Here is a 14,053-nt window from a genome sequence, read left to right on the forward strand (position 1 = left end):
AGTGGCTGAGCTCAGCCACTACCAGCCCGTCCGGCGCGTTTGAGGACGCGCCCGAAGGGCGCTCGCCGCCGCAGGCGGCAACGCGGCAACGACGGCCCGTAGCCGAAGACCTACCGGACACGCCCCGGCCGGCAGCGTCAGCGCCGGGCCGCCGCCATCCCGCGCACCGCCTCCGTGAGGATCTCCCGAGAGGTGGCGAAGTTCAGCCGCGCGTGACCCGCCCCGCCCGTGCCGAAGGGCATCCCGCCGGTCAGCGCCACCCGGCCCCGCTCCAGGAAGACGGCCGCCGGATCGTCGCCCAGACCCAGCCGCCGGCAGTCCAGCCACGCCAGATACGTCGCCTCCGGCGGCACGTACCGCACCTCCGGCAGGTGCCGCGCCAGCAGCTCGGCCAGCAGCCGCCTGCGGTCGTCCAGCCCGGCCAGGACCGCGTCCAGCCAGTCCCCGCCGTGCAGCAGCGCGGCCACGTGCGCGACGACGCCGAGATGGCTCGCGCCGTGACCGACCTCCACCGGCATCCGGGCCAGCTCCCCGGCCGCGGCGGGGCCCGCGACGGCCAGCGCCGCCTTGATCCCGGCCAGGTGCCACGCCTTGGACGCTGACAGCAGCGAGAAGCCGCGCTCCGCGCCGGGCACGGACAGGAACGGGACGAACTCGGCACCGGGCAGCACCAGCGGCGCGTGGATCTCGTCCGCGACGACCCGCACGCCGTGCGCCTCCGCCAGCTCCGCCACCGCCGCCAACTCCCGCGCCGTGTGCACCGTCCCCGTCGGGTTGTGCGGGCTGCACAGCAGGTACGCGGCCCGTCGCCCGCCCGCCGCGGCCCGTCCGAACGCATCGTCCAGGGCGGCCTGGTCGATGCGGTGGCCCGCGTCCAGCGGGGCCTCCACGACCCGCCGGCCCAGGTGCTCCAGGAACGCGTAGAACGGCGGATAGACGGGGCAGTTCACCACCACCGCGTCCCCCGGCCCCGTGATCAGCTTCAGCACCTCGACCACGCCCAGCATCACGTCCGGCACGATCGCCGCCCGCTCCGGCGCGACGCCGTCCCAGCCCCAGCGCTTCCGGGCGAAGGCGTCCAGCGCCGCCACGTACTCCGGGCCCATCGCGTAGCCGGTGTCCCCCCGGGCCAGTGCCTTTGTCAGCGCCCGCACCACGGGGCCGGCCAGCGGCACGTCCATCTCGGCCACCCACAGCGGCAGCACGTCCGGGGGGTAGGACCGCCACTTCGCGCTCGTACGGAGCCGCAGCTTCTCCAGCGGGAGCTCGCTCAGCGGATCGTTCACGGCATCAGACATACGTACCATTGTGCGGACCGGCGTCAACCCGCCCGCAGCTCAGCCCGGTTCACCGGATTCTCGCGGTCCACGCGGGTCGCCGCCCAGCCGCGCCGCGCGGGACGCCGGCCCGCCGGCTGGGTCGGCTCGGGGCGGTCGGGCGGCTCCGGCAGCGTCCGGCTCTGCGGGCGGTCCGCCGCCACCGTCAGCGTCTGTCCGTGGTGCTCGATCTCCAGGGCCGCGCCCTCCACCAGGGTGTATGTCGCGGTCGACCCGGTGATCTCCACCCGCAGCCGGCACCGCTGCACCTGCACGGTGAAGGCGAGCCGGCCCAGCTGCTCGGGGAGCTGGGGCGCGAAGGCGACGGTGCCGGCGCGGTGCCGCATCCCGCCGAAGCCCGCGACGAGGGCGATCCAGGTGCCGGCCAGGGAGGCGATGTGGACCCCGTCCCGGGTGTTGCTCTCCAGGTCCGACAGATCCATCATCGCCGCTTCGCCGAGGTAGTCGTACGCCAGCCGCAGATGCCCGGTCTCCGCGGCCATCACCGCCTGGACACACGCCGACAGCGAGGAGTCCCGCACGGTCAGCGGCTCGTAGTAGGCGAAGTTCCGGGCCTTCTGCTCCTCGGTGAAGGCGTCACCGCGCAAGTACATGGCCAGCACCAGGTCCGCCTGCTTGATCACCTGCTTGCGGTAGATGTCGAAATAGGGGAAGTGCAGCATCAGCGGGTACTGATCGCCGCCGGTGCGGGCGAAGTCCCACTGCTGGTGGCCGGTGAAGCCGGCCGACTGCTCGTGGACACCGAGCGCCGCGTTGAAGGGCAGCGACATCCGGTCCGCCGCGTCCCGCCAGGCGGCCGTCTCCTCGTCGTCCACCTCGAACCCGGCCGCGAGGTCGGGGTGGCGCTCGGCCGCCTCCGCGGCCGCCCGCAGATTCTGCTGCGCCATCAGGTTGGTGTAGACGTTGTCGTCGGCGACGGCGCTGTACTCGTCCGGGCCCGTCACGCCGTCGATGTGGAAGTTGCCCTGGTGGTCGTGGTGGCCCAGCGAACGCCACAGCCGGGCGGTCTGCACCAGCAGCTCCAGCCCCACCTCCCGCTCGAAGACCTCGTCGCCCGTGGCCGACAGGTAGCGCACCACGGCGTCCGCGATGTCGGCGTTGACGTGGAAGGCGGCGGTGCCGGCGGGCCAGTAGGCCGAGCACTCCTCGCCGTTGAGGGTCCGCCACGGGAACGCCGCCCCCTCCAGGCCCAGCTGCTTCGCCCGCCGGAGCGCGGCGGGCAGCGTCGCGTGCCGCCACCGCAGCGGCTGACCCGCCGCGTGCGGCGCCGTGCCGGTCAGCACCGGCAGGACGAACGTCTCGCTGTCCCAGAAGCTGTGCCCGTCGTACCCCGGCCCCGTCAGCCCCTTCGCGGCAACGGCCCGGCACTCCGCACGGGCACCCGCCTGCAGGACGTGGAACAGCGCGAACCGCACCGCCTGCTGGATCTCCGCGTCCCCGTCCACCTCGACGTCGGCCCGCTCCCAGAACGCGTCGAGGTAACCGAGCTGCTCGGCACACAGCCCCTCCCACCCCGTGCTCAGGGCGCCCGCCAGCGCCGCGTCCACCTGGTCGTGCATCGCCGACAGCGACCGGACCCCCGACCACCCGTAGGACACGGTCTTCTCCAGCCGCAGCCGCTGCCCCGGCTCCAGCAGCGCCGTGACGGTGAACCGGCTCAGGTCGTCACTGCTCCTGGAGTAGGTCTTGACCTTCCCGGGCCCGTGCACCTGGTGGACCGCCGCCGCGGCCACCCGCAGTCCGCTGCGCACCGTCCGGTGCACCAGCCGCAGCCGCCCCTCCTCCGCCGCGTGCTCCTCGGGGACCAGCGGGCACTCCAGCGCCGCGGCGACCCGCGGGTCACCGCCGGCCTCCGGCAACTGCTCGTTGGCCACGAGCTCCGACTGCAGGACGATGCGCACCTCGGCGTCGACCGGCTCGATCTCGTAGGCGATGGCCGCCACCGCCCGCTGCGTGAAGGAGACCAGCCGGGTGGAGCGCACCCGCACGGTCCGGCCGGACGGGGACATCCACTCCACGGTGCGGTACAGCAGCCCGGTCCGGAAGTCGAGCACCCGCTCGTGGGCCAGCAGCCGCCCGTAGCGGACGTCGAAGGGTTCGTCGTCGACGAGCAACCGGATCAGCTTGCCGTTGGTGACGTCGATGACGGTCTGCCCGGACTCGGGGTAGCCGTAGCCCGCCTCGGCGTACGGCAGCGGCCGCAGCTCGTACACGCCGTTGAGGTACGAGCCGGGCAGGCCGTGCGGCTCGCCCTCGTCCAGGTTGCCGCGCCAGCCGATGTGCCCGTTGGCGAGGGCGAAGACCGACTCGCTCTGCGGCAGCACGTCGAGGTTGAGCGCGGTCTCGCGCAGGCACCACGGCTCGACCGCGTAGGCCGGATGGGTGATCACGGGGGGTCTCCCAGCAGTTGGTCCAGGTCCTGGACGACGGTGTCGGCACCGTGGCTGCGCAGGGCCTCGGCCTGTCCGGTGCGGTCCACGCCCACCACGAAGCCGAACGCGCCCGCGCGGCCCGCCTCCATCCCCGCGAGGGCGTCCTCGAAGACGGCCGCCTGCCCGGGCTCGACCCCCAGGTCGCGGGCCGCGGCGAGGAAGGTGTCCGGGTGGGGTTTGCCCGCCAGGCGCCGCTCGGCGGCGACGAGGCCGTCGATACGGACCTCGAAGAGGTCGGCGATGCCCGCCGCGAGGAGCACCTCGCGGCAGTTGGTGCTGGAGGAGACCACGGCCCGCCGCAACCCGGCCGCGCGGACGGCCTGGGCGTAGCGCACCGAACCCGCGAACACCTCCACCCCCATCTCCTTGATCTTCGCCACGACCAGCGCGTTCTTCCGCTTCCCCAGCCCCTGGACGGTGTCCGCCTCGGGCGGGTCGCCCGCGTCCCCCTCGGGCAGGCGGATGCCCCGGGAGAGCAGGAAGGACCGCACGCCGTCGGCCCGGGGGAGTCCGTCGACGTAGGCGTCGTAGTCCGCGACGGCGTCGAAGGGCCGGAAGCCCGCGCCGTCGCGGGCCCGCAGGAAGTCGTCGAACGTCGCCTTCCAGGCCGCGGCGTGGACGGTGGCCGTACGAGTCAGTACGCCGTCCAGGTCGAACAGGCAGGCACGGATGTCGGAGGGCAGACCAAGGGTCGTCACCCGGCCATGATGCCCCGCGCTCCCGGGGAGCGCGCGCTCACCGACCGTGCCGCGAAAAGGGCCGTACGGGGGTGTGCGGAGCGCGCCGGCCGAACCGTAAAGTGATCAAATGACCCACCCCGTAGATGCCGTCGACGCTGCCGCGCTCGCCCTGGGCGAGCGCCTCTGGATCCCCCATCAGGAGGAACAGGCTTTCGGGCAGATGTTCCTCGATCACCGCGACGCGCTGGAGCCCCGCCTGCTGCCCGGCATGCCCCAGAGCCCCGGCGCGCAGGGCTGGACCACCCAGCACGTCCTCTGGCTGGAGGACGCGGCCGCCACCGCCTGGCAGGTCCACCAGCAGTGGTACCGGCGGCTGCCCTCCGGCAGCCATATGACGGCCCTGATCGCCGCCTACGCCGACCAGGCCGCCGCGGTCGTCCCGCTGGCCGACCACCTGCGCGAGGCGTGGCACGCCGAGCAGCCCCTGCCGGACACCCCCGAGCAGGTCACCTGGTGGGAGCAGTGGCACCTGCCGGCCGCCCAGCGGGAGCAGCTCGACGCGGTGACGCACCGTCTGATCGTCATCGGTTCCGTCATCGTCGCGGCGGTGACCGGCGCCTGGCACCACGACCCGGCGCCGGAGGCCGGGGCGGCGTTCTGAGCCCGCGGGCGCGGCTTCCCGCCCCGGGCGGCGTCAGCGGAACGGGGCGGGGGCCGAGCGGGAGCCTTTTCGACGTGCGGCGTCCATGGGCGGACGCACACTCCGGCCGCGGCCTCCGGGGCCTGCGGCCGCGGGCCCTCCCGGGTCGGGTCCGGCCGGTGACGCCCGGGTCATGAGAACATGGCAAAAGGGATGCAGCGGTAAGTTCCGGGTGGCGGCCCGCGCGGCGGGCCCGGTTCCGCCCGGTCGCGCGATCCCCCGACGCGTCCACGCGTGATCCGAAGGGACGGCCCCATGGCGCGCACCGACATCATCACCGAACTCGAGACCGACCACCGGGCGATCGAGGCGCTGTTCCAGGGGATCCACCGGACCCCCCTCGAAGACCCCCGGCGCGAGAGCCTGCTGGACGAGGTGGCGGCCGAACTCGCCCGCCATTACGCGATCGAGCGGCAGTACCTCTACCCGGCCCTGCGGGAGTACCTGGCGGGCGGGGACGCCTGCGCCGACGAGGAGGCCGGCGGGCAGGAGCGCCTGACGGCCATGCTGCGCGGGCTGGAGACGCGCACGGTCTACGAGCCCGGTTTCGACGCCCGCGTCCGGGTGCTGGAGCGCGAGGTCGCGCAGCACGTCCGGCACGAGGAGCACGATCTCTTCCCCCGATTGCGCCACACCTGCCCCCACGGCACCCTGTGCCGCCTGGGCGACGAGGTCCGGCAGGGGCGGGGAACGGCCGAGGCGGCCCGCGACACGGCCGAGGCCGTCCGCGGGGCCGTCGAGCACCCCGACCGCCTCTGACCCGCGGGGCCCGTGGCCGGGGTGCGGTCCTTCACCGGCACTTGCCGTATGGCGCAATCGGGCAAGAGGGGGGTGAGGGGGGTCATTTCTGCGTGCTCGCCGCTCCGGCCCGCCCCCGCGCGGCTCCGGCGTCGCGCCGGGCCGTCGGCGCCTGCCCGCCGCCGCGGCCGCTGTTGGCCTTGACGGCGTTCCGTGCCGTACGGTCCAGGCGACACAGGAGGGCCGGCCATGCGTGACGACTACCGCTACCGCTCCCCACGTGCCGGGGAGCGCGGGGGCGGAGGGATCGGAGGAAGCAGAGGAAGCCGACCCCGTGGCCAGGCAAATGTTCGACGAACACGCAAGCGGAAGCCGCCGCGAGCCGCGGCCGCCGCCCGGATTGCGGTCTGCCTCGCCTCCCTGGTCGTCCTGCTGACCAGCGGCATCGGCTGGGCCGCCTATCGCTGGCTCAACCACGGACTCATCACCTCCAGCGCGCTCGACGCGCTGCGCGACGGTGGCGCACGGCGCGACGGCTCGGTGAACGTCCTGCTCATCGGCCTGGACAGCCGGAAGGACATGAACGGCGACGACCTGCCCAAGGAGTTCGTCCAGCGGGAACTGCACGCCGGGTCCAGCGGGATCGGCGGCTACAACACCAACACCCTGATCCTCATGCACATCCCGGCCGGCGGCGGGAAGGTCACGGCCTTCTCCATCCCGCGCGACGACTACGTCGAGATCGCCGGCGGGCGCGGGGAGCACAAGATCAAGGAGGCGTACGGGCTCGCCAAGGCCGAGGCCGCGAGCAGGCTGTCCGCCGAAGGGGTGCGGGGCGCCGAGCTGGAACACCGCGGCCGGGAAGCCGGCCGGGAGGCCACCCTGGCCACGGTGCAGCAATTCCTCGGCGTGCCGATCGACCATTTCGCCGAGGTCAACCTGCTCGGCTTCTACGACATCGCCAAAGTCGTGCAGCCGGTCCCGGTATGCCTGAAGAAGGCGGTGCGCGACCGCTACTCCGGCGCGGACTTCTCCGCCGGACCGCAGAACCTCGACGCCAGGCAGGCCCTGTCCTTCGTCCGGCAGCGCCACGGCCTGGCCGGCGGCGATCTCGACCGGACCCACCGTCAGCAGGCTTTCCTCTCCTCCGTGACGTACAAATTGAAATCCGAGGGCGTCTGGGGCGACATGGGAAAGCTGCAAGGGCTGTTCGATGTCGTGAAAAAAGACATCGTGATGGACGACCGCTGGAACATCCTGGATTTCGCCCGGCAGGCGCCCAATCTGACGGGCGGCAACGCGGAGTTCCACACCCTCCCGATCGCCGGTTTCGCCACCCGCAAGGGGGAAGCGGTCAATCTCGTGGACCGGACGAAGGTGAGAAATCTCGTCCAGTCGATGATCGGCCCCGGTGCGCCCCCGGCCGCGGACTCCGCGAAGAACGGCGGGCGACCGGGCGCCGGGAGCGCACCGCGGGGGCGGGTGGCCGTCCCGCCCGCGAAGGCTCCGGACAGTGCCTTTCAGGGACCGCCGGTGAGGATGGGCGGCGTGCCGTGCGTGAACTGACCCCGGCGGGACGAACCGTCAGGCGGTGAAGCCGATGTGGACGTGGTCGCGGTGGGTCGGGTCGGAGAAGAACTGATTCGAGGTGGACCCGTCGGCCAGGAGCACGGGCTTGCCGACCAGGAGCACGGGCCCGCCCACGTTGTACGAACCGGCCGCCGCGGCGTCGCGCATGAAGGACTCGATCAGGCCGCGGGGCGTGGCCGCGTCGATCACGGCCTTGTCGTTGATGCGCCACACGTCGATGCCACGGCCCGGCGGGTGGTCGCTCGGCCGGTCGGTGCCGAACACGTTCAGCGGGTGGCCCGACCGCAGGACGGTGACGTCGACGCGGTAGGTGCCGGCCAGCCGGAGCAGACACCGCAGCACGCTCGCGTGGACACCGCCGCCGCGGATGTCGGCCTCGGCGGCCGGCGGCAGCCGGATGCGGGACTCGGCGAGCACCCGGCGGGCCTCCTCGGACAGTGACGCGGTGGGCGGTCCGGGGGAGGCGGGGTGGAGCGCGCTCACCGACCAGCGCGGCAGGGAGCGGCTCAGCCGGACGTCCACGGTCGTGCCGCCCGGTGTGACCGCCGCGCCGCGGCGGGTCCACTGACGGCAGGCCACCATCACGCTGGCGGTGTCCGCCAGGATCCCGCCGTACTGGGCGTCGACGACCTGGAGGACGGCCTCGTCCGCGGGCGGCAGCAACGGGCCCGCCTGGTCGACGAGCGCGGCCGGCAGGTCGAGCGCCGCCACCCGCTCCCGGGCCCGGTCCGCACCGCCCCCGCCGTCCTTCCAGCTGCCGAGCGCCTCGATCACCTGCACGGCGCGCAGCTTCACGTCCGGCTGGACGTCCGAGGGGTCGGGCCGCCAGGGAGCGGTGCGGGGGAGCGCGGTGGCGGTCGCGGAGCCGGTGCCGCTCGCCCTGCCGGTCCCCGTGGCCGAGCACGCGGGCGCGCCGAGGGCGAGGCCCGCGCCGCCCAGCAGGACGGCCCGGCGGCTCACCCCGCTCGGCTGCGGGCTGCGGGAGTCGTGAGGCATGGCTGCTCTCTCCCCTGACGACGCGGTCGCGGCCCGATCAGTCTTCCTCCGCGGCGCGCGGGCCGCACGCGGCGGTGGGCCGGTGGTGGCCGGATCCGGTGCCGGGCCGTTGCCAGGAGCCCCGGCCCACCCCGATGATCACCACACGTAGCCAAGAGGTCACGTAGTTGCATCCCTTGGCCATCGAAACCTGCCTGAAATGGAGACAAGGTTTGTCATCTCGAACTGTGTTCCGTGCCGTAACGGTGGCTCTGGCGGCGGCGACCCTGGGCGCCACCCTGGTCTCGGGCGCGCAGGCCGCCGCCCCCGCCCGCGACGCCGCTCCCGCCACGGCGGCCACCTCGGTGGCGCCCGGGTCCGAGAACCCCTTCCGGTGGAGGGAACTGGAGGGTCTGAAGGCCGTGCAGCGGGTCATGTACCCGGCGGGCCACCCGGTGACGTACTGGGCACTGGTCCTGGACGAGGAGACGGCCGCGCGGCAGTACTCGGGCGGCAAGTTCTTCCTCTACGCGCCCGCCACCGGTGAGTTCGGGTTCTTCCTCGACACGGACATCGCGGTGCGCCACGCCACGCGGCCCGGCCAGGTCGTCATCGTGGACAGCGAGTTCATGAGGTCGCACCCGCGGGTGGAGGTCCGCTACGGGAACCCGGACAAGCCGAAGAAGGCCCGCACCGTCGCCACCGCCACCATCTGGATGTAGCCGAGCGCCGGCCTCCGTAGCCGGGCCGGGGCCGCCGGGCCCCGGCCCGGCTACGGGTGGACGGCTGCACGGGAGACGGGCCTGCCACCTGGCCCCCGGGCTGCCCAGGGGCGGCCCTGGGAGGTCGGCACTCCCCGGGCCCCGCACCCGGTGGGGCGGCCGGACCGCCGGGGCCGGAACGGGCCCGGGGCGCGGCGGGCCCCGCCCCGGGCCGCTTCTGCCGGTGGGGGCGCGGACGGTGGCGGCGCGGCGCGCGGTGACCCGCCGCGTGATCCGGCTCGCCCGTGCGAGTGATATATCGCCGCGCGGTGACGGCGAACAGCGGCCGCCGTCCCCCGGCACGCGACGATGCCGGGTGGGGGTTCGTCCGCATCGGCCCCAGCCCGAACCGTTTCTTCTTGTGTGGAGGTGCCGTGTACACCACCGAGCCCGTCGCCATGACGCTCCAACCGTCCCCCCAGGAGGACCAGCTGGCTGAGGACTACGCCAGCCTCCTCGGCACCGTGTCCCGCATCGACCGGGCCGTGCGCGACGGCGCCTGGAACGCCGTGCGCGACGAACTGGACCAGCTGGTGAGCGCCGCCGAGGACATGTGGTCCACCCTCTCCGACCCCGACGACGGCGACCACGACCTCTACCAGGCGCCCGTCACCGTCTCCGCGAACGCCGCCACGGTCGTCCGGCTGATCGCCTCCTACGCCGAACCGCACACGGTCGGCCGCGTCCTGTACCCGGCGAGCACCCTCGGCGGGCCGCACGTCCCGGCGGCGGACGAGGCGGTGACGCTGCCGGAAGGGCAGCCCGTGGGCACACCCTGAAGCGTCATCACCCACCACGGGACAATTGGGGTGGACTAGGGTGAAGGCGTACGGCGCGGGACACTGAGCCGGTGCGCCGGCGGGAGGGGGCGACATGACTGCCGAAGCGGTGCGCGAGGGACGGGAAGGAAGAGAAGGGCCGGAAGGGCGAGAGGGAGGGGCGGCGCGGTCGGCGTTCGACGCCGTCCGCCGTCTGATGCCCCCGCACGAGAACGCGGGCGAGCGCGTCGACTGGGAGGCGGCCGAGCGCCTCTGGGGCACCGGGTTCCCCGCCGACTACGTCGCGTTCATGGCCGAGTACGGCGAAGGCACCGTCCAGGACTTCCTCCACATCCTCCAGCCGCTTCCGTCGCCCTACTGGACGGATCCGGACGACGGCATGCGCGCCGAGACGGTCAACGCCCGCGGTTTCCTGCGGAATTTCTCCGGCCCGCCCGGGCTGACGGCACGATCCCCCGCCCCCGTGCTGGCCTGGGGGGTGACCGCGGGCCCCGACATCCTGTGCTGGCAGACCACCGACGAGGACCCCGACCGCTGGCCCGTCGTCGTCATCGGCCGCCACACCCCCGAGCCGGTGAGCCTCCACGACCGCAGCATGACGGGGTTCCTCCGCGGCCTCTTCCTCGCCGAGTTCGACCGGTGCCCGCTCAGCGGCACCCAGTTGTGGGGCCGCCGCCCCAAGTTCCTGCACTGCCGCGAGGAACAGCGCCTGTGGGACGCCGGTATCGACCCGTGGGCAGGGGCGCCGGGCGAGCCGGACCCGCACGCGGGACCGCCTCTCGGCTGACACCGGGCTCAGCCGCGGCGTCCCGCTGATCACGGGCCTCACCGACGCCCGGCCGCCGCGCGCCTTGCGCGCCCTGGAGCTGACCGTCGGCAATAACACGCGCTGGGTGGGCCGCCCCCAGTCCGTACGGCTCGCCCGCACCACCGAGCAGGTCGTGCGGATCGTCCAGGAGGCGGTCCGCGAAGACGGAGGAGAGCGTCGCCGCGGTGCTGTGGCCGGCCTCGGACGGGTCCGGTTTCGTCGCCGGCCAGGTCCTCGTCGCGGACGGGGGCATGACCGCCTGACCCGTGGCCCCGCTCGGTCCGGGCCTCCCGCTCGGGCCGCCGGCGTGCGGGGACAGCGCTGCGGCGCAGGGGCCCCGGGCTGGTATGGAGGGCCGTCGCTCTCCGCTCAGGTGCCGGGCTTCCGGCCGTAGACGAAGACGTCGTCGCCGTTGGCGAGCATCGACCAGTACTTCTTGGCGTCGGCGGTCCGCATGTTGATGCAGCCGTGCGAGCCGGGCGGGGAGTAGACGCTGCCGCTGATGGCGTGGAACGCCTGCCCGCCGTCGAAGAACTGGGCATAGGGCATACGGACGTTGTAGAGGGTCGACCAGTGGTTGACCGAACGCCAGTAGACCTTCTTCGCTCCGGTGCGGGTCTCGTAGCCGTTCCGGCCCGTGCGCACCGGTACCGGGCCGAACTTCAGCGACTTGCCGTCCTGGATCCAGCTGATCTGCCGGGAGAGGTCCACGCACGCGATGCGGCCCTTGTTCACCGGGCACTTGCCGGCCGCGTTGGGATTGCGGCGGGTGATCTCCTGCTGGATGACCCCCCAGGTGACGGGGCCGGCGTAGCCGGCGTTCGGGCTGATCCGGTGACGGGTCTGGAAGTCCTGGATCGCCCGGCAGTCGGCCGGTGACTGCTTGCCGTCGACCGGCCTGCCCAGGTACTTCTCCACGTCCTTCTGGTACGGCCCGGTCTTGGTGGTACAGGCCGGCGCGGCGTGTGCCGTGCCGCCCATGGCGATCGTCAGGGGGGCGGCGAGCCCCGCGGCGCCGAGCAGAACTCCCAGGCGGAGTGCCGCGGTTGGTGTTCTCTTCTGCCTCGCTCTTCTGGTCATAAATAGTATGACTACGTGTGGCGCCGGAGGGTTGCAGCTGAGTCGGCAGGAGAAAAGGTCTGTCCCCGGGGGCGAGGGAGTCCGCGCGGGCTGGTGGCTCGTCCCGGAGGTGCCCGGCACGGCGCTCACCTGTACGGCGCGATTCTGCTGTCCCGCACCTCCCTCACCCGCAGCCTCGTGGGCCCGCAGCCCGCGGGGGCCCGTGAACGAAGGAGGGGCCGGGCGTCGTCGGACGCCCGGCCCCTCCTTCCGCCCGCTACGCGTGGCGGGGCGTGAGCTCCGCCATGGCGGACCAGCCGCTGCCCGGAGCCTCGGTGCTGATGATCTGCGGGGTGGTGGCGATGGCGTCGGCCATCGTGTCCATGGCCGCCTGGAAGTGCGCCGAGTTCACGTGCGCGTCACCGGCCTCGCGGGAGGCGAAGCCCTCGACCAGGACGAACTGGTGGGGGTTGTCGACGCTGGTGGACCACTCGAAGAAGAGGTTGCCCGGCTCCTCGCGGGTGGCCCGGGTGAAGTCGTCGACGAGCGCGAGCCAGTCGCCGGCGCGCTCGGGCCGGACGGTCATCTTGACGACGATCAGGATCATCGGTGTCTCCTGTGGGTCGGGGCGGCAGGGCCGTGAACACGGCGCCGAGGGTGGGCGGGCGGTGCGCCCGTGTCGGTCTCGTCCCCACGGTGGAGGAGGGGAGGGGGCCGGGTGAAGCGGACCGGGGGCCGATTCCGGCCCTGCCGGAAAACCGGGCGGCCGGAGCTCGCCGGCCGCCCGAGCGGCTAGCCGCCGGCCGGCGCCGGCTGCGGCCCGGCCGGCGTGGGGCGGGGGTCGGCGGCAGGGGCGGGCTTCGTCTCGGGCGCCGGCCGGGGGTCGGTTCGGGCGTCGGCGGGCCCGGCGGGGGGCTTCGCCCCGGGCTCCGGCCCGGTGTCGGCAGCGGGCTTGTGCTGCTCGGCCGCCGGCTTCGGCTGCACCGGGGCGGGCTTGACCTCTGCCGGGGAGGGTTCGGCCGCGGGTGGCCGGGGGGCGGGCGCGGGGGCCCGCAGACCCGCCGCGGCCTCGGGAACGGGCACCGACGCGAAGATCGCCTTCTGGTGCTCCTGGAGCTCCTTGGCCCGGTCCCCCGGAGTGGTGGGCAGGTGCTGCTCCTGGGACAGCCGACGCGCCGCGTCCCGGGCCCACTTGCTCGCCGGGGTGTGGAACTGGACCTGGAAGGAGTGCCCCGACCTCGTGTCCCGCCAGGTCGCGTCGATGCCCTGGTAACTCTCCTTCCGGCCCCAGGTGTTCGACCACTCGGTGTTCTCGTTCCCCCAGCTCGCGAGCATCGTCGAGGCGGTGGCCACCCCCTTGGTGTACCGGCCGTCCGTCCATTGGAGCGTGTAGCGGACGGAATCGCCGATCTTGGCCAGGGCGGCGTCGGCCGTCTGCCCGGGGGTCTCCTTCATGGCGGCGGCGACCTTGCGCTTGAGCGCGTCGGGGGACTCCAGGCGGTCGTCGAAGCCGACGAGCGTGGCGTGGCTGATGCGCGCCGCCGCCCGCAGCTCGGGGCTGAGCGCCTCTTCGGTCTCCTTGGCCCGAACGGCGAACTCGTCGACCTTCCGGCTGTCGGCGGCGTTGAGGGACAGCCCGTCAGCGTGCCAGCCGCCGTCCCCGTCCCCGGGCCGCTCGATCTGGGCCGGCTTGCCCGCCGGCGCGGGGTACGGCCGGGCCGGTGGCCCGGCGAGCGCGCTGGAGATCGTGACGGCGCTGAGGGCGACGGCCAGTGCGGCGGATGCCGTGGGCCGGTGGACCGTGCGATTGATGATCATCCGTGACTTCATCCTTCTCTCGGCGATCGTCGTCCAGTGCTCATGCGCCTCAGGCGGCACATGAGTCGGGCATACGGCGACAGATACAACAAGAGTGGGCGAAACCGGGGCACTGAAACGCCTGTGGCGTGGCCTGTTTCGGCCCGGGCGTGGGCGTGCCGGAGGCGTGGGGGCGGTTTCCGGGCCGGGGTGTGGGGGCGGGGCGGCGGCGTGGCCGGTGGACCGAGATGGCCGCTATTCCGCTGAATGTTGAGCTATGTGGGTGGTTGTGGGGGTGTTGTGGGTGTGATGGTCGTATTTGTGGTGGTGTGTGTTGTTAGTTTTTTCGGACTGTTGTGGTGGTGGGTTGTGGGGGAGTGGGTGGTGGTTGTGGTGG

Annotated in this window: 13 protein-coding genes; 6 read left to right on the plus strand and 7 right to left on the minus strand. The window is 73.4% G+C overall.

Annotated features, from left to right (window positions below):
• Positions 1-137 precede the first annotated feature (137 nt).
• The 3 genes from ABZ951_RS32295 to ABZ951_RS32305 are packed head-to-tail and all read right to left on the minus strand — an operon-like array spanning position 138 to position 4,467.
• A complete protein-coding gene (locus ABZ951_RS32295; RefSeq protein WP_344095481.1) occupies positions 138-1,298 on the minus strand; it encodes an aminotransferase class I/II-fold pyridoxal phosphate-dependent enzyme in 1,161 nt (386 codons plus the stop codon).
• 23 nt (positions 1,299-1,321) lie between these two features.
• Complete coding sequence (locus ABZ951_RS32300) at positions 1,322-3,727, minus strand: glycosyl hydrolase family 65 protein (RefSeq protein ID WP_344095479.1); 2,406 nt, start codon at positions 3,725-3,727, stop codon at positions 1,322-1,324.
• The gene (locus tag ABZ951_RS32305; RefSeq protein WP_344095477.1) at positions 3,724-4,467 is read right to left on the minus strand and encodes a beta-phosphoglucomutase family hydrolase; all 744 of its coding nucleotides are present in this window, start codon (positions 4,465-4,467) and stop codon (positions 3,724-3,726) included. Before ABZ951_RS32305 ends, ABZ951_RS32300 begins: the two co-directional genes overlap by 4 nt.
• 109 nt (positions 4,468-4,576) lie before the next feature.
• On the opposite strand from ABZ951_RS32305, the gene ABZ951_RS32310 reads away from it, so the two are divergent.
• The 3 genes from ABZ951_RS32310 to ABZ951_RS32320 all read left to right on the plus strand — a co-directional run bounded on the left by ABZ951_RS32310 (position 4,577) and on the right by ABZ951_RS32320 (position 7,453).
• Positions 4,577-5,110, plus strand: a complete 534-nt coding sequence (locus tag ABZ951_RS32310; protein WP_344095475.1) for a hypothetical protein — start codon at positions 4,577-4,579, stop codon at positions 5,108-5,110.
• A 294-nt stretch (positions 5,111-5,404) separates the two neighbouring features.
• A complete protein-coding gene (locus ABZ951_RS32315) occupies positions 5,405-5,908 on the plus strand; it encodes a hemerythrin domain-containing protein (protein WP_344095473.1) in 504 nt (167 codons plus the stop codon).
• 228 nt (positions 5,909-6,136) lie between these two features.
• Positions 6,137-7,453, plus strand: a complete 1,317-nt coding sequence (locus ABZ951_RS32320; RefSeq protein WP_344095471.1) for an LCP family protein — start codon at positions 6,137-6,139, stop codon at positions 7,451-7,453.
• A gap of 18 nt (positions 7,454-7,471) precedes the next feature.
• On the opposite strand, the gene ABZ951_RS32325 is transcribed toward ABZ951_RS32320, so the two are convergent.
• Positions 7,472-8,473, minus strand: a complete 1,002-nt coding sequence (locus ABZ951_RS32325) for a hypothetical protein (protein WP_344095469.1) — start codon at positions 8,471-8,473, stop codon at positions 7,472-7,474.
• A 227-nt stretch (positions 8,474-8,700) separates the two neighbouring features.
• Between ABZ951_RS32325 and ABZ951_RS32330 the strand changes: the two genes are divergently transcribed.
• From ABZ951_RS32330 to ABZ951_RS32340, 3 genes are all read left to right on the plus strand, one after another.
• Entirely contained in the window at positions 8,701-9,174 is a 474-nt protein-coding gene (locus tag ABZ951_RS32330; RefSeq protein WP_344095467.1) for a hypothetical protein, read from the plus strand.
• Positions 9,175-9,587: 413 nt separating this feature from the next.
• A complete protein-coding gene (locus ABZ951_RS32335) occupies positions 9,588-9,992 on the plus strand; it encodes a hypothetical protein (protein WP_344095465.1) in 405 nt (134 codons plus the stop codon).
• Positions 9,993-10,086: 94 nt separating this feature from the next.
• Positions 10,087-10,779, plus strand: a complete 693-nt coding sequence (locus tag ABZ951_RS32340; protein ID WP_344095463.1) for an SMI1/KNR4 family protein — start codon at positions 10,087-10,089, stop codon at positions 10,777-10,779.
• Between the two features lie 390 nt (positions 10,780-11,169).
• Here ABZ951_RS32340 and ABZ951_RS32345 read toward each other — a convergent pair whose 3' ends face one another.
• The 3 genes from ABZ951_RS32345 to ABZ951_RS32355 all read right to left on the minus strand — a co-directional run bounded on the left by ABZ951_RS32345 (position 11,170) and on the right by ABZ951_RS32355 (position 13,677).
• Positions 11,170-11,781: a L,D-transpeptidase family protein gene (locus ABZ951_RS32345; protein ID WP_344095509.1), complete on the minus strand. Its 612-nt coding sequence runs from the start codon at positions 11,779-11,781 to the stop codon at positions 11,170-11,172.
• 355 nt (positions 11,782-12,136) lie between these two features.
• Complete coding sequence (locus ABZ951_RS32350) at positions 12,137-12,466, minus strand: putative quinol monooxygenase (RefSeq protein ID WP_344095461.1); 330 nt, start codon at positions 12,464-12,466, stop codon at positions 12,137-12,139.
• A 185-nt stretch (positions 12,467-12,651) separates the two neighbouring features.
• On the minus strand, positions 12,652-13,677 hold the full coding sequence (locus ABZ951_RS32355; protein WP_344095459.1) for an ATP nucleotide 3'-pyrophosphokinase: 1,026 nt from the start codon (positions 13,675-13,677) through the stop codon (positions 12,652-12,654).
• Positions 13,678-14,053: the final 376 nt, after the last annotated feature.

Origin of the sequence: Streptomyces sp. NPDC046215 (assembly GCF_040646215.1) — a bacterium.
GTDB classification, from domain to species: Bacteria; Actinomycetota; Actinomycetes; order Streptomycetales; family Streptomycetaceae; genus Streptomyces; species Streptomyces stramineus.